This is a genomic window from Geomonas sp. (genome assembly GCF_056994735.1).
Genome location: NZ_JBXKJL010000224.1, coordinates 19778 through 35873, shown reverse-complemented (window position 1 = coordinate 35873; position 16096 = coordinate 19778). Strand labels below are relative to the sequence as shown.

Sequence of the window (16096 nt, the reverse complement as noted above, 5' to 3'; positions counted from 1 at the left end):
GGGAGGTGGTCGCGCCGATCCGTGACTCCCAGCAGCGCACCCTTGGCTCCTTCGGCATCAATATCGATATCACCCAGCACAAACTGACGCAAAAGGCCCTGCGCGAGAGCGAGGAGCGCTACCGGCGGCTGTCGGAACTCACTTCCGACTACGTCTACTGTTGCGTCCGAAGGGACGGCGCTCCTTTCAGGGTGCAGTGGTTAAGCGGAGCCATCGAGGCCATCACCGGTTATTCCGAGGCCGATATCTACCAACGCGGATGCTGGATGGAGTTCGTACATCCGGAAGACCGCGACCGGGTACAGAACCGGCGCATGACGTTGCCGGTGGGGGGCAGCTTCACGGACGAGTTCAGGTTCATCTGCAAGAATGGCGAAATCTGCTGGATCAGGGAGTTCTGCCGCTGCGAGGCCGGCGACGCCGAGGGTGAACTTCGTCTCTACGGCGCATCACAGAACATAACGGAGAGCAAGCACACCGAACTCGCCTTGAGGAACATCGAGGAGATTTTCCGCCTCTTCCTGGAGCACAGCCCGGCATACATCGTCTTCAAGGAGGAGAATCATAGGGTCATGAAGTTGAGCAGGAACTTCGAGGCCCTGCTGCGAAGACCACTCGAGGAGATGATCGGAAAGACGGCGGCGGATTTCCTTCCCCACCGCCTGGCGGAGAAGATCATGAAGGAGGACCAGATCGTACTGCGGGATGGGAAGCCGATACAGACGGAAGAAGAACTCGGTGGCAGGTTCTATTCCAGCACCAGGTTCGCCATTCCCCAAAAGGACAAGCCGTCGCTGATCGTCGCCATAAAGACCGAGATCACGGCCCGCAAGGAGGCCGAGGACGCACTTTGCCGGCTGAACAACGCTCTCGACCGGCGTGTCGAGGAGCGTACCGCCCAACTGGAAGCCGCCATCCTCGAGCAGGAAGCCTTCAGCTACTCGGTCTCCCACGATCTGCGTGCCCCGCTTCGCCACATCAACAGCTTCAGCGCGATCCTGCTGGAGGATTACTCGGAGCTTCTTCCCGACCAGGCCCGCTTCTACCTGGGCCGCATCTGCAAGGCCACCAGGAGGATGGGGCTTTTGATCGACAACCTGCTGAATCTGTCCCAGGTCAGCAGGACGGTGATCAAGCCTTCCCCGGTCAACCTCAGCGAAGTAGCGGAGAACGTGATCTCGATGCTGAAGGAGACAGAGCCGGACCGGGTGGTGGAGGTGCGAATCATGCCTGAACTTCTCGCCAGCTGCGACAAGATCCTGGTCAGCCAACTCTTCGAGAACCTGCTCGGTAACGCCTGGAAATATACGGCGAAGTTACCCGTGGCACGGATCGAGGTGGGGATGGAACCCTTGGCCGAGGGGGCGGTTTTCTTCATCAAGGACAACGGGGCCGGGTTCGACATGATCTACCAGGAGAAGCTGTTCATCCCTTTCCAGCGTCTGCATGGAGCAGAGTTCGAGGGAAACGGCATCGGCCTGGCCACGGCCCAGCGGATCGTCCAGCGCCACGGCGGCACCATCTGGGCCGAAGGCGCCGAAGGGGAGGGGGCGACCTTCTACTTCACTCTCCCGTGATGCCCCTCGGTACCTCGACCGCCTTTCCTTGACTTGCACCGGTGCGTGGCGTTATACATCTCTATCACGTTTCCGGAGCCTGCCCCGCATGCCCATTCGATTCATCCATACCTCCGACATCCATCTCGGCAAGACCTATCGCAGCTCCGGTTGCGACGCCACCCGCTATCACGACTTCTTCGCCACCTTCTCGGCCATCGTCGCCGATGCCGTGGCCGAGCGCGTCGACTTCGTGCTCATCGGCGGCGACCTCTTTCACACCGGCCAGATCCTCCCCAAGACCTTTGCCCGAACGATCGAGGTGCTGCAGCCCTTGAAGGACGCCGGCATCCCCTGCCTCGCCGTGGAAGGAAACCACGACTGGATCCACCGCCGCGACAGCGTCTCGTGGATGGAGGCGCTCTCGCAGCTGGGCTATATAAGCCTCTTGCGTCCGGGGCGGACAACGGACGGCAACTACTTCTTCGAGCCCTTCGATCATGAACAGGGGAGCGGCGGACACATCGAGATCGGCGGGCTGAACATCTACGGGCTGGGCTACATCGGCTCCCAGGCCGGAAGCCACATCGCGCGCATCTGCGAGGCCGTCACCACCGATCGAAACATCCTCCTCTTCCACGTCGGCGTCTGGAGCTATTCCCCCGTCGAGATAGGGAACATCAAACCTGAAGAGGCGCTCCCCCTTGCCGAGCGCTTCGATTACGTCGCCCTGGGCCACGGGCACAAGGCCTACATCGTCGAGACCGCCGACGGTCGCCCCTATGCCTTCAACCCCGGTTCCCCCGACTGCGTCAATTTCGGGGAGGAGCGCTACGTCAAGGGGTACTACCTCGTCACCCATGACAACGGGCGATTCACCCACGACTTCAGGCGCACCTCGCCCCGCCCCATGCTGGTCCTCTCCGTCGATCTTGACGGCGCCGTCGATGCCGGCGACGCCCTGGCCCGTTTCACCGCCAGGATCGCGGAAAAGCTTTCTGCCACCGACGACTCGCGCTCGCCTCTGATGGAGGTCAAGCTGACGGGCAAGGTGGGATTCCACCCCTTCGAGCTGAGCCGGGACCGCTTGCGCCTGGCCCTGCTCGATGTCTGCCAGCCGCTGCACCTCGAGATCAAGAACCACCTCTCCCAGGTCTCGGCGGGGGGAGGGGAGGAGACGGTCAAGAAGAGCCTGGCCGAGATCGAGCTCGACGTCTTGGGGGAGCTGATCGGCTCCAGGAGCGAGTATAAGGGAAGAGAGGACGAGCTCTCCCGGCTCTGCCTGGCCATCCGGGACCAGGTGATGAAGGGCGACGTCGACGGGGAAGAGCTCCTTGGTCTCCTTTGCTCCGGGGGTGAGCCGTGCGCATAGTCTCGATCCAGCTCAAGAACATCAAGTCGCACCGCGACACCGAGCTCACCTTTTCCCCCGGGATCAACGTGCTGTCGGGCGCCAACGGCTCCGGGAAGAGCACCATCTTCCAGGCCATAGGCTATGCCCTGTTCGGCGTCAGCGCCCAGGACTTCGCCTCCCGCGCCGACCGCTTCCTGACCATCGGTACCAAGAGGGGAGAGGTCAGTGTCGTCTTCGAGCCTGCCGATGGGGAGAGATACCGGGTCAGCCGAACCGTCGGACCTGCCGCCAAGTGGCTTTTGGCCAAGGAGATCTCGGGGAACTTCGAGATCGAGGAGCACGCCAACATCCAGGAGACCGAGCAGCGCATCGCCTCGCTCCTGGGGCTCGCCGGGGGAAGGCCGCTGGCGGACCAGTTCAAGCTGGTCATCGGGCCGTTCCAGAACGACTTCCTGGGGCCATTCGTGATCAGGCAGCCGACCAAGCGACAGGAGGCCTTCGACGAGATCCTCGGCATCGACGCCTGGCGCAAGACCTTCGAAGGGACCAAGATGCTGGCCAGCACCATAGCCGGGAAGATCGAGACCCTTCGGGCCGAGGTGGTCGGCAAGCAGGAGCAGGTGGCGGTGCTTCCGGCCAAGGAGGAGGAGCTGGCCGGGCTGAGGGAAGGTTCGTCGCGAAAGCAGGCCGATTTGGTGCAGCGCCTGGCGGAGCTTGAGCGGGCGACCGCGCTCCTCGCCGCCCTCGATGCCCAGAAGGAGCGGATCGAGTCGGTGCAGAAGGATGTGCGGGCCGTGGAGGAGCGGATCAGCTCCGGGAAGGATCACGTCGCCAATCAGCAGCTCCTGGTGGAACAGTCGAAAAGCGCCGCGGGCATCGTCGCGGCCGCAAGCGAAGGTAAGAAGGCCTACGACGCGGCCGAGGCCAGACTTAAGCTCCTGCGGGAACAGGAGAAGGAGAAGTCGCTTCTGGAGAAAAAACTGGCGGAGCTCGAGAAGGAGCAGTCGGGGATCCGGGCGGGACTTGCCATAGAGACGCGGGAACTGGCGGATCTCCGGGCGAAGGTGGAGGAGGATGACCGGCGGCTGAAGGCCGAAGAGGAGGCGCTGTCCGATGCCCTGGCCGAACTCAGTGCCTCGAAGTCGGCCTCGGCCGAAGTCCTGGCCAGGATCAACACGTCGGTTGCCGAATTCCGGGAGCTGGCGGTTCACCGCATCGAGAACGTGCGCCCCTACCTCACCGTGGCGCTGGAGCGGATGACCGCCCTCGATCAGCAGTCGATGGAGAGACAGGAGCTGGTAAAGGGGAGCGCCAGGCTTGAGGCCGAAGCCGCGGAACTTCCCGGGCGGCAGGCGGAACTGGAGAAGGTTCAGACCGAGCGGTCCGAGCTCTCCGGGAGAAGACTTTCCCTGATCGAAGGGTGCGAGAAGATCGGCGCCGGCGATTGTCCGTTCTTCCATGAACCCTGCAAGAACCTCGAGGCCGGCGGTGGGGTGGAGGAATTGCGGGCCCGGGTCGAGGCCATGGATGCCGACATCTCCCGGCTCGATGCCGGGGCGGAAGCGCTCGCGGTGCTGCTGGCCTCGTCGCGGGATGCCGCCCACGAGCTGGCAGGACTCGAGCAGGTCCGGCTTGAACTGGAGAAGGGAGCCCGGGAGCGGGAAAGGCTGGAGGAGGAATTCAGCCGCAACCTTTCCGATATCGAACCCGCCGGACTTGTTCGCGCGGTGGCGGCATGGCTTGCAGCCGCCGGGCTGGCAGGATCCCCGGCCGGGAAGCTGGAGGGACTCGAAGTCCGTTTTTCCGGCTCCCCCGAAGAGCGGCGTAACCAGCTTTCCGCCTGGAGCGACGGCTGGCGGACCGTCATCGTCTCGCTGGAGGAGACCCTCGCCGGGCGGGTCAAGGAGGCGGAGGAGCCTGTCCAGAAATGCAGGGTGGTGGCTGCCGAACTGTCATCGCGCGGCCAGGCGCTGGAAGGGAAGAAACGGGAGCTGGCAGCGGCGGGTGAGAAGATGCCGCTGCGCGAGAGCGCCATAAGCTCGCACCGGAAACGGCTCGATGCGCTTCTTGAGGAGGTGAAGGCGGAGAATGATCGGCTGGCAACCTACGGCGGCCTCGATGACGCCATCAAGGCTGCCGCGGAGGAGTTGGAGAGATTCCAGCCCGAACGAGATCGCTATATAGCCAACCTGAAGGCCGCGGCGGAGTTGGAGAAGCGCCAGGAGACCCTTTCCAGGTACCAGCAAAAGCTGCAGGAGCTTCATGGGCAGCTTGCGGCGGGACACGAGGAGCTCTCGTCCCTGCAGACCGGGTATCAGGCTCAGCAGCACGAGGGGGCGAGGAAGGATCGTGAGCTCCTTCTGACTGCGAAGGCGACGCTCGAAGCCGAGATCGCCGGGATTGCCGACGGCGTAGCGCGTCTGGAGAAGGAAATCGCGGCTCTCAGCGCTGTCGCGGAGGAAATTAAAAGCAGGCAGGGGGCGATTGCGAAGCTCGACGAGCAGGCGACACTGGTGAAATTCCTGCGGAACCAGGTTTTCAAGAACGTCTCCAGCCAGCTCTCGGAGCGTTTCCGGGAGGAGATCAGTTCCCGCGCCGACCGGATCTACCGCTGCATCTCGGAATCGGACGAGGAACTGTACTGGGGCGAAAATTACCAGGTCGTGCTGAAGGACATGGTGGAAGGCGCGATCAGGGAGCGGACCGACGATCAGCTTTCAGGCGGCCAGATGATGAGCGCCGTGGTGGCGCTGCGGCTGGCCCTGCTGCAGACCATCGGCGCCAGGATCGCCTTCTTCGACGAGCCCACCTCCAACCTCGATGCCGAGCGCAGGGAGAACCTCGCCAAGGCCTTCCGTGCCATAGATGTCGGACAGGAGGAGGTGACCGAGCACTGGTATGACCAGCTCTTCCTGGTCAGCCACGACGTGAGCTTCACCGAGATAACCGACCAGATGATACACCTCGATTAACCCTCTCACGCCAAGGCGCAAAGGCGCGAAGAGAACCTAAAGGCAAAGGGCAAATCCCCCCTGTCCCCCCTTTGACAAGGGGGGGACGCGAAGGCTCTTTCCCCCTCGCCCTCCGGGAGAGGGAAGGGGTGAGGGCCGTTGCCACGAAGCGACAAAGGCAAATTCCCCCTGTCCTCCCTTTGACAAGGGGGGACGTAACGCTGACAGTTATCTCCTCGCGACCATTCATCACCAACTGAGCCTTTCCTTGCGTCCTGGCGCCTTTGCGTGACGCTCACGCATCCCCGCGTCATCGTTGACTTTGCCTCCTTGATCTGTTAGAGGAGTATGTTCACACTCAAGACCCCCAAGGAGCACATGGAACAGTTTTTTCTAAAAGTGTCGATCATGCTCGTCCCCGCCCTGATGGCCATCACCTGCCACGAGGTCTCGCACGGCTACATCGCTGACAAGTTCGGGGACAACACCGCAAGGTCGCTGGGACGCCTCACTCTCAACCCCATCAAGCACATCGACATCTTCGGTACCCTGATGGTCTTCATCGTCGGCATCGGGTGGGCGAAACCGGTGCCGGTCAACTTCAGGAACCTCCGTCACCCCAAAACCGACATGATCTGGGTGGCCGCCGCGGGGCCAATCACCAATTTCATCCTGGCCACCCTTTCCGCGATTGCCATGCGCCTGCTGGTGCACTTCGGCGCCGGCGTTCCCGACGGCTCCGCCCTGGCCGCCTTCATCGATCCGACGACCCTGATGCTGGCCTTCTCCGTCTACATCAACCTGCTGCTCGGTATCTTCAACCTGATCCCGGTGCCGCCGCTCGATGGCGGACGCGTGGCGGTGGGGCTGTTGCCCTATCAACTGTCGGCCGGGCTGGCGCGGCTCGAGCCGTTCGGCATGATCATAATCATACTGCTGGTCTTTTTCACCGATGTCTTCAACTACGTCCTCTTCCCGGCCCTGAACTTCGCCGTCCACCTGGTGGCCGGCCCGCAGAGCAGCCTGGTCTTCGGGGTGACGCGGTTGATGATGAGGTAGGTCATAAAGAAATCAAAAGGAGTCCGTATCTATGAGCAACAAGCGTATCGTTAGCGGCATGAGGCCGACCGGGAAACTGCATCTGGGACACTTCCACGGAGTGCTCTCCAACTGGCTCGAGCTGCAGAAGAATTTCGATTGCTTCTTCTTCGCCGCCGACTGGCATTCCCTCACCACCGAATACGCGAATACGGACGGCATCAAGGACAGCATCAGGGAGATGGTCCTCGACTGGCTCGCCTTCGGGATCGACCCGGAGCAGAGCGTCATCTTCGAGCAGAGCAAGGTGCCGCAGCATGCCGAGCTGAACCTGATCCTGGGCATGATCACCCCCGTCTCCTGGCTGGAGCGCAACCCGACCTACAAGGAGATGCAGGAAAACCTCAGCACCAAGGACCTCTCCACCTTCGGCTTCCTCGGTTACCCGGTGCTGATGGCCTCCGATATCATCGTCTATAAGGCCGCCAAGGTGCCGGTCGGCCAGGACCAGGTCCCGCATCTGGAGATCACCAGGGAGATCGCCCGGCGCTTCAATCATCTCTACGGTGAAGTCTTCCCCGAGCCGGCGGCGCTCCTGACCGAGACCCCGAAGGTGGTCGGCCTCGACGGCCGCAAGATGAGCAAGTCCTACGGCAACGCCATCTTCCTCTCGGACGACGAGGAGGAGACCAGGAAGAAGGTAATGTCGATGGTCACCGACGCCCAGCGCGTCTTCAAGAAGGACCCGGGCGAGCCGGACCGCTGCGTCGCGTTCACCCTCCACTCCCTGTATGTCCCTGAGGATAAGAGGGCGGAGATCGTGACCGCCTGTCGCGGCGCCGAGATCGGCTGCGTGGACTGCAAGAAGATCCTGGCCATGTCCATGATCCAGACTCTGGCGCCCTTCAGGGCCAAGCGCGTGGAGCTTGCCGCCCAGGAAGGACTGGTGGATCAGGTCCTCGATGAAGGGAGCAAGAAGGCCGAAGTTGCCGCCAGGGAGACCATGGCGGAGGTCCGCAAGGCCCTTAAGGTGTAGGTTCGAAGCCCCCCTTTTTCAAAGGGGGGAGAATAGAAGAGTCCGGAGTCCCAGTTGTCCCTAGAAAACGCGCAGAACAACCTCTTCTCAGAGTCGCTGGAAAACGCTTACCTGGTTCAGATCGATCAGTTCGAAGGGCCGCTCGATCTGCTGCTCCACCTCATCAAGAAGAACGAGGTGGACATCTACAACATCCCGATCGCTGCCATCACCAGGCAGTACCTGGAGTACATGGAACTCCTCAAGGAGCTGAACCTCGATATAGCGGGGGAGTTCCTGGTCATGGCGGCGACCCTGCTGCAGATCAAGTCGCGCATGCTGCTGCCGGTGGCGCGGGACGACGAAGAGCCGGAGGGGGAGGACCCGCGCGCGGAGCTGGTGAGAAGGCTGCTGGAGTACCAGCGCTATCGGGAGGCTTCCTCCGAGATTGCCGCCAGGAACCTCCTCGGACGCGACGTCTTCGCCAGGAAGTTCGCCTCTCCGGAACTGGCGGAAATGGAGCCGGAGGAGGAACCGGCCGACGTGGAGCTTTTCGAGCTCATCGAGGCCTTCAGGAAGGTGCTGTCGCGGGTCTCCGTCGATACCTTCCACAATGTCGGGGCCGACGGTATCAGCATCGCCGACAGGATCAGCGAGGTCCTTTCTTACCTGCACGAGGTCAAGACCATCAGCTTCGATGCCCTCTTCACCGACGGCATGACCCGTGACCTGGTGGTGGTGACCTTCCTGTCCATCCTCGAGCTCTGCAAGCTGAAACTGATCAAGATCACCCAGATCGAGAGCCTGGGCGCCATCTGGCTCACCGCGACCTCGTCGCTTGAAGAAGCCGGTGCGGCGGGGATGCCGGACGATGGTCCGGAAATGGAGGCTGCAGTTGTCGGGTAAGTCGCTTAAGGGAATCGTTGAGAGTTTGATATTCGTGCACGACCACCCGCTGTCACTTGACCGGTTGGCGCTGATCCTGGAGGAGCACGAGCGGTCCGATATCCGCGCGGCGCTGGACGAACTGATCGGCGATTACCTCTCCAGCGAGCGTGGCGTCGTCCTGGTGCAGGTGGCCGGCGGCTACCAGTTCAGGACCCGTCCCGAGCATGCCGACTACATCAGGAGGCTCAACAAGGCCAAGACGGTCAAGTTCAGCCAGTCATCCCTGGAGACGCTGGCCATCATCGCCTACCGGCAGCCCGTTACCAGGGCCGAGGTGGAGTATCTGCGCGGGGTCGACTCCGGCGGGGTGCTGAAGAGCCTTTTGGAGAAGAAGCTTTTGAAGATCCTGGGGAAGAAGGATGTGCCTGGTAAGCCGCTGATCTACGGCACCAGCAAGGAGTTCCTGGAGCTCTTCGATCTGAAGGATCTCTCCTCGCTCCCGACCCTGAAGGAGATCCAGGAACTGGCGCCCCCCGACCCGTTCGCCGACCAGCCCGCCTTGCCGCTGGACACCGCTGCCGAAGGAGCATAATAATTTCCGTACCTTGCCAAATCCCCCCCAGCCCCCCTTTTCCAGAGGGGGAGTATTGACGGCCTTGAAGTCCCCCTTTGACAAAGGGGGATTTAGGGGGATTTTGCTTGGGGTGGGACTTGGGGTGGGACTTGGCTGACGTCGGGGCGGGGCCGTGTTGAACCTTAATGTTGGTGCGTTAGAATATCTTCCGTGGCGTGGAACAGCCGGCATCTCCGGCGGATGTGATCGTTCCGGTGCCCGAGGAGGCTCGCATGGTACGTGAACCGGCAGTGGCCGGGAAGTTCTACACCGACGACCCTGACCAGCTCCGGGAGGAGTTGGCCTCCATGGTGGCGAAAGGCGATCCCGCCAAGGTCATCGGCATCATCGCACCCCATGCCGGGTACGTCTATTCCGGCAAAGTGGCAGGGAGCGTCTACGGGGAGATCAAGGTCCCCGACACCGTGCTGGTCCTCGGTCCGAACCACACCGGGATCGGCGTCCCCGCTGCGCTCTCGCCTTCGGGTGAGTGGCTCACCCCCCTCGGCCCGGTGCAGGTCAACAGCCGCCTCTCCAAGTTGATCCTCAAGCACGCGCCCGCCGTGCGGGAGGACGTGGCGGCCCACCGTTTCGAACACTCCCTGGAAGTTCAGATCCCTTTCCTGCAGTACCGAAACCCCAAGGTCTCCATCGCCGCGATCTGCCTCTCCCATCTGGAGTATGATTCCATCGCCCGCCTCGGCGAGGGGCTGGCGCAGGCCATTTCCGAATACGGCGAAGAGGTCCTCATCGTGGCCAGCTCCGACATGACCCACTATGAATCCGCCCAGGAGGCGAAGGCCAAGGACGATGTGGCCCTGGCCGAGGTGGCCGCCATGAATCCGGAAGGGCTGCTGGAGGTCTGCCGCCAGAACGATATCACCATGTGCGGTGTCATTGCGGCGACCGCGATGCTGGTCGCGGCCAAAGCCCTGGGCGCCACCTCGAGCAGGCTCGTTAGTTACGCCAACAGCGGTGAGGTCAACGGTGACCTGCGCAGGGTGGTGGGGTATGCGGCCGTGACGGTCTCCTGATGGATGTTATCACCACCCATGTCAATGCTGACTTCGACTGCATCGGCTCCATGGTGGCGGCCAAAAAACTCTATCCCGACGCCCTCATCGTCTTCTCCGGAGCCCAGGAGAAGGGGGTGAGGGATTTCTTTCAGAAACCGACCTCGGCCCCCATCGAATCGATCCGCCTCAAGGATCTCGACTTCTCCGAAATCACCAGGCTCATAGTCGTCGACTGCCAGGCCTCCTCCCGGATAGCGAAGTTCGGCGAACTTGCCAAGGGGGGGGAGGTGGAGGTCCATGTCTACGACCACCACCCGAAAAGCTCCGGCGACCTCCCCGCCACAGGTGGCGTGGTCCGTCCCTGCGGCTCCACCACCGCCATCCTGACAGGTCTCATCAGGGAGCGAGGCATCGAGGTCACCCCCTACGAGGCGACCCTGATGATGCTGGGCATCCACGAGGACACCGGCAACCTCACCTTCCCGTCGACCACCGTGGAGGACTACACCGCCGCCGCCTGGCTCCTGGAGCGGGGGGCGAACCTCAACGAGGTGGCGGACTCGATCGGCAAGGAGCTCACGGTCGAGCAGGTTTCCCTCCTGAACGACCTCCTGACCTCGCTTAAGACCACCTCCCTCAAGGGCGTCGACATCTCCATCGCCCATGCCTCGGTTGACCGCTACGTGGGCGACATCGCCGGGCTCGCCCACATGATCCGCGACATGGAGAACCTGCAGGCGCTCTTCCTGGTGGTGGGGATGGCCGACCGCGTCTTCGTCATCGCCAGGAGCCGGGTCCCGGAGGTCAGGGTAGGGGAGATCCTTCATGAGCTGGGAGGGGGAGGGCACGCCACAGCGGCCTCCGCCACCATCCGCGGGCTCACCCTGATCCAGGTGCTGCAGCAGCTCGATTCGGTGCTGCGCAGGCGGGTGGATCCGAGGCGGGTGGCGCGCGACATCATGTCCTCTCCGGTGAAGACCATCCCCCCCGACTGCTTGATCGAGGAGGCGCGGGAGCGCCTGGTGCGCTACAACGTGAGTGCCATGCCGGTCATGGATGATGCGGACGTCCTCGGGATCATCTCGCGCAAGACCGTGGAGAAGGCGCTCTATCACAACCTCGGCGAGGTTCCCGTTTCGGAGTACATGCACTCCGAGTTCTTCGCCGCAACGCCCGAAACTCCCATCACCGAGATCCAGACGTACATGGTCGGCGGCGATGCCAGGCTGGTGCCGGTAATTTCCGACGGCGCCCTGGTCGGTGTAATCACCCGCACCGACCTCCTACGCTACAGCCTGGGAGGTGAAGCCCTCTACGACCTCGCCCGGGAGGCGGGACAGGTGAAAAGCCGGGAGGTCGAGGGGCTCATGAAGAAGCACCTCGCCAAGCGGGCCATCGGGGTGCTGCATGACCTCGGGCGGACGGCCGACAGGCTGGAGCTGCCGGTCTACGCGGTGGGTGGCTTCGTGAGGGATCTCCTGCTGGGCAACGAGAACATGGACGTCGATGTCACCGTCGACGGCGACGGCATCCTCTTCGCCGAAACCTTTGCCGGCGAGTTCGGTTGCCGGGTCAAGGGCCACGAGAAGTTCGGGACCGCGGTCATCATCTTTCCCGACGGCTACAAGGTCGATGTTGCCAGCACCCGCCTCGAATATTACGTCTCCCCCGGGGCGCTTCCGACCGTGGAGCGATCCTCCCTGAAGATGGATCTCTACCGGCGGGATTTCACGGTCAACACCCTCGCCATCCGCCTCAACGACGGGTATTTCGGGCAGCTCATCGACTACTTCGGTGCCTACCGGGACCTGCAGGCCAAGGTGATCAGGGTGCTGCACAACCTCTCGTTCGTTGAGGATCCGACCCGCGTCTTCCGCGCCATCCGCTTCGAACAGCGGCTGGGCTTCAAGATCGCCAAGCACACCGAGGACCTGATCAAGAACGCGGTGAAGATGGATTTCCTGGAGAAGCTGGGCGGCAGGAGACTCCTTTCGGAACTGGTCCAGATCCTTAAGGAAAAGGAGCCGCTCAGAGGGGTGTGGCGCATGTCCTCGCTGGGGCTTTTCCGCTTCATTCACCCGAGCCTGGAGCTCACCTCCCCGATGCAGGAGATGCTCGAGGAGGTGCGCTATATCGTCTCCTGGTACGACCTCCTCTACCTCGAGCGCCACTACGAGCGATGGGCCGTCTACTTCCTTGCCCTGTGCGATCCCCTTTCCGACGATCAGTTCTGGGGGACCTGCACCAGGTTGGCCGTGAGCGAGCACTACAAGGAGAAGCTCGTGGAGGCCCGCAGGCAGGGGGCGGAGCTCTTGAGCTCGATGGAGCGAAAGCTCACGCAGCAGGGCAAACTGGAGAACAGCGACATCTACTTCTTCCTGCGCGGGCTCCCCGTGGAGGTGCTCCTGTACCAGATGGCCAAGAACCACAGCCCGGAGGTCAAGCGCTGGATCTCCCTGTACTTCACCAAGCTGCAGGGGGTCCGTACCCAGGTGGGGGGCGACGACCTGAAGTCGCTGGGCCTGAAGCCGGGACCGCGCTACCGTGAAATCCTCGATGCGGTCCTCTGCTCCAAACTCGACGGCCGGGTAGCTGACCGCGAGGGCGAAATGGGGTTGCTCAAGGAGCTGGTCGAGGAGGTGTAGTGATTTCACCACACCACTCCGGCTTTTGCAGTTATCGGTTAACCTGTTGATCCTGCACGGTTCTTCGGAGCCGGCGCGAAAAAGTGCGGCGATTGCAGCACAGCCCTTCCCTTAAGACCATCCTCCAATTAGAACTGAATGTTGCCTTTCTTAATAAGTTCCAGTGGGTTACACCTATTTTAGGCCCTACCTCCCTTGATGGCCTTGCTATTGCATTGGTAAGCTGCAAATCCGCAGGGGAGGTAAAGGGGTCAAATGTACCGTTTCAAGTGCACCGTCATTGCAGCCGCTCTCCTCCTCTTCAGTGCCACTTCAGCGCTGGCGGAAGAAAGTTCGGTTCCTACCATCCTGAAGGATGCCTTTTACGGCGGCCTCTCCGGCGGACTGGTCGGGACCATGCTCCTCGTCTTCGCCAAACAGCCGGCGAAGCACACGGACTGGATAGGCTACGGGGCGGCCGGCGGGGCGGTGGTCGGCGCGACCTACGGAGCTATCAGCAGCACCAGGTCGTTGGCCGAGCTCGACAAGGGGGAGATCAAATTCTCCATGCCTACCATCATCCCCGAATTCCGGGAAGGACCGAACGGGACCTCGTCCCTCGTGGCCATGGCGCATCTTTTCCGGGGCACCTTCTGACGTACAATCCCCGCTCCCAGGCAGTTTTTTGACACCACTCCCCTAGACCACCCGCCCTTCCTTGCCTTCCCTTAAACGCTGGTATAAACTTCTCAAGTCTCCAGGCTATTGTTCAGGGGGTGGCTTTTGGCTCTAAACGACAGACTGCCCGACCTTTTGGCCTATACCGACTCGATGCTGACCTGGGTAAGCGGACGAGGACGCATCCTGATCGTCGTGCACGACAATCCCGACCCCGATTCCCTCGCCTCCGCGATGGCGCTCCGCCACCTCTTCGCCGTGCGGCTCAACCGCGAGGCGGTGATCGCCTTCTCCGGAATGATAGGCAGGAGCGAGAACCTGGCCATGGCCAAGCTCCTGCAGATCCCGCTCACCCCCTTTCCCCTCATTGAACTCAAGATGTTCCAGGTTGTCTGCCTGCTGGACACCCAGCCAGAGACCGGCAACAACTCCCTCCCTCGCGGCTCGCGGGTCGACATCGTGATCGATCACCACCCCATGCGCGAAGCCAGCGCCTCCTCCCGGTGGGTCGACATCCGCCCCGAGTACGGCACCACCGCGACCATCCTGTACGAGTATCTGAAGGTGCAGGGGGTATCGATCGGCATGAAGCTTGCCACGGCCCTCTTCTACGCCATCAAGTCGGAGACCCAGGACCTCGGTCGCGAGGCCCGGCGCCCGGATCGGGACGCCTACCTCGATCTCTTCCCGGTCACCAACAAGACCCTGCTGAACAGCATCACCCGCCCCCGGCTCCCCAAGGAGTACTTCATCGCCCTCCACAGCGCCCTCGAACACTCCCGCATCTACGGAAATAACGTGCTGGTGGCCACGGTGGAAGGGGTCCAGTTCCCGGAAGTGGTGGCCGAACTGGCCGACCTCGTCCTGCGGCTGGAGGGGATCGAGACCGTGCTCTGCATGGGGCACTACAACACCGAAATGATCCTCTCGGTGCGGACCTCCAGTGAGGAGATCAATGCCGGCGAGTTGATCCGCAGCCTGGTGACCGGGATCGGGACCGCCGGGGGGCACGGCATGATGGCGGGAGGGAAGGTCGATTACGTCGAACCGACCGCGGAGGCCCGCGCCGCCGTCGAGCAAATCCTGACCGACAGGCTCCTCTCCGAGTTGAAGCTTCCCCCCACCGCGCCGTACGAGCTCATCCCTTAGCCCTTCATTAGTCCTTTTTGTCTTTCATGAAAGCGGTTGCGAAATATCCCTTAAAATGCTAGTTATTAAGCATGTCGCTCTTCCTGGATAACGCAGCAACATCATTCCCGAAACCGGAAACCGTTTACCGGGCGATGGATGCTGCAATGCGGGAGATCGGGGTGGCTCCGGGAAGGGGAGGGTATCGCCAGTCCCTGGCTGCAGCCCGCATCGTCTTTGAAACCCGCGCAGCTTTGGCCGCCTTTTTCGGCGTCTCCGACTCGTCACGCCTCATCTTCACCCACAGCGCCACCGAATCCATCAACATCGCCGTCAGCGGTCTCCTGAAGCCCGGTGACCACGTGGTCTCCACCACTGTCGAGCACAACGCGCTCCTGCGTCCGCTCCACCTGATGCGCGGGCGGGGAGTCGAGGTGACCTTCGTGCAGGCGGACCGGGAAGGGGTGGTTTCGGAGCGCGAGGTGGCAAGGGCGATGCGCCCGAAGACCAGGCTGGTGGCGCTGGCCCACTGCTCCAACGTGATCGGGTCCCTGCAGCCGATCGGGGAGGTGGCCAAGGTAGCCCACGATGGCGGCGCCGTCTTCCTGGTGGACGCCGCGCAGAGCGCCGGCTACTTCCCCCTTCATGCGGAAAAGATGGGGATCGATCTCCTGGCTGCCCCGGGGCACAAGGGGCTCTTCGGTCCCCCGGGCACCGGCATACTGGCCATTGCCGAGGGCCTGAAGCTCGAGCCCCTGCTGGTGGGCGGTACCGGCAGCAGTGCCAGCAGCCCCGAGCAGCCCGAGCAGTTGCCGGAGCGCTTTGAAAGCGGCACCATCAACACCCCCGCCCTGGCAGGGCTCAAGGCCGGCATCGATTTCATCGTGGAGACGGGGCTTGAGTCGATCAGGGCCAAGGAGACGCTGCTCGTCGGGCAGCTCCTGGAAGGCCTTCGCACCATTGCCGGCGTCACCGTCTACGGACCGACTGGGCGTGAGCGGGGAGGGGCGGTATCGTTCAACCTCGACGGACGCGACCCGGCGGAAGTAGGTTTCCTCCTGGACAGCGTCTACGACATCAGCGTCCGGCCCGGCCTGCACTGCGCCCCCGACGTGCACAGGACCATCGGCACCTATCCCGGCGGGACCGTGAGGGTCAGCCCGGGATACTTCAACAGCGAGGAGGATATCTCCTTCTTTCTGAAGGCTGTCCGGGAATTGAAATAAGAAAGAGGG

12 protein-coding genes are annotated in these 16096 nt (G+C 62.5%); all 12 read left to right on the top strand.

The window, feature by feature from the left end; translation table 11 throughout:
- The coding region (locus tag AC11W3_RS09720; protein WP_484089331.1) for a PAS domain-containing sensor histidine kinase at positions 1-1577 on the top strand (1577 nt) is incomplete at its 5' end.
- Positions 1578-1665: 88 nt separating this feature from the next.
- Positions 1666-2928 (top strand): metallophosphoesterase family protein, encoded by a 1263-nt coding sequence (locus tag AC11W3_RS09715; RefSeq protein WP_484092928.1) that lies wholly within the window; start codon positions 1666-1668, stop codon positions 2926-2928.
- Complete coding sequence (locus AC11W3_RS09710; protein ID WP_484092927.1) at positions 2919-5882, top strand: AAA family ATPase; 2964 nt, start codon at positions 2919-2921, stop codon at positions 5880-5882. The genes AC11W3_RS09715 and AC11W3_RS09710 overlap by 10 nt, the downstream gene beginning before the upstream one ends.
- A 357-nt stretch (positions 5883-6239) precedes the next feature.
- Positions 6240-6920, top strand: a complete 681-nt coding sequence (locus AC11W3_RS09705; protein WP_484089337.1) for a site-2 protease family protein — start codon at positions 6240-6242, stop codon at positions 6918-6920.
- A 31-nt stretch (positions 6921-6951) separates the two neighbouring features.
- The gene (gene trpS, locus AC11W3_RS09700) at positions 6952-7935 is read left to right on the top strand and encodes a tryptophan--tRNA ligase (protein ID WP_484089334.1); all 984 of its coding nucleotides are present in this window, start codon (positions 6952-6954) and stop codon (positions 7933-7935) included.
- 54 nt (positions 7936-7989) lie between these two features.
- Positions 7990-8820, top strand: a complete 831-nt coding sequence (locus tag AC11W3_RS09695; RefSeq protein WP_484089335.1) for a segregation and condensation protein A — start codon at positions 7990-7992, stop codon at positions 8818-8820.
- On the top strand, positions 8810-9394 hold the full coding sequence (gene scpB / locus AC11W3_RS09690; RefSeq protein WP_484089336.1) for an SMC-Scp complex subunit ScpB: 585 nt from the start codon (positions 8810-8812) through the stop codon (positions 9392-9394). Before AC11W3_RS09695 ends, scpB begins: the two co-directional genes overlap by 11 nt.
- 254 nt (positions 9395-9648) lie before the next feature.
- Positions 9649-10449, top strand: coding sequence for an AmmeMemoRadiSam system protein B (gene amrB / locus AC11W3_RS09685; RefSeq protein WP_484091374.1), 801 nt, complete (start codon positions 9649-9651; stop codon positions 10447-10449).
- Complete coding sequence (locus AC11W3_RS09680; RefSeq protein WP_484091375.1) at positions 10449-13076, top strand: A-adding tRNA nucleotidyltransferase; 2628 nt, start codon at positions 10449-10451, stop codon at positions 13074-13076. The genes amrB and AC11W3_RS09680 overlap by 1 nt, the downstream gene beginning before the upstream one ends.
- 255 nt (positions 13077-13331) lie before the next feature.
- Positions 13332-13712, top strand: coding sequence for a hypothetical protein (locus AC11W3_RS09675; protein WP_484091376.1), 381 nt, complete (start codon positions 13332-13334; stop codon positions 13710-13712).
- Positions 13713-13838: 126 nt separating this feature from the next.
- Entirely contained in the window at positions 13839-14882 is a 1044-nt protein-coding gene (locus AC11W3_RS09670; protein ID WP_484091377.1) for a DHH family phosphoesterase, read from the top strand.
- Positions 14883-14953: 71 nt separating this feature from the next.
- Positions 14954-16087 (top strand): aminotransferase class V-fold PLP-dependent enzyme, encoded by a 1134-nt coding sequence (locus tag AC11W3_RS09665; RefSeq protein WP_484092926.1) that lies wholly within the window; start codon positions 14954-14956, stop codon positions 16085-16087.
- Positions 16088-16096 lie beyond the last annotated feature (9 nt).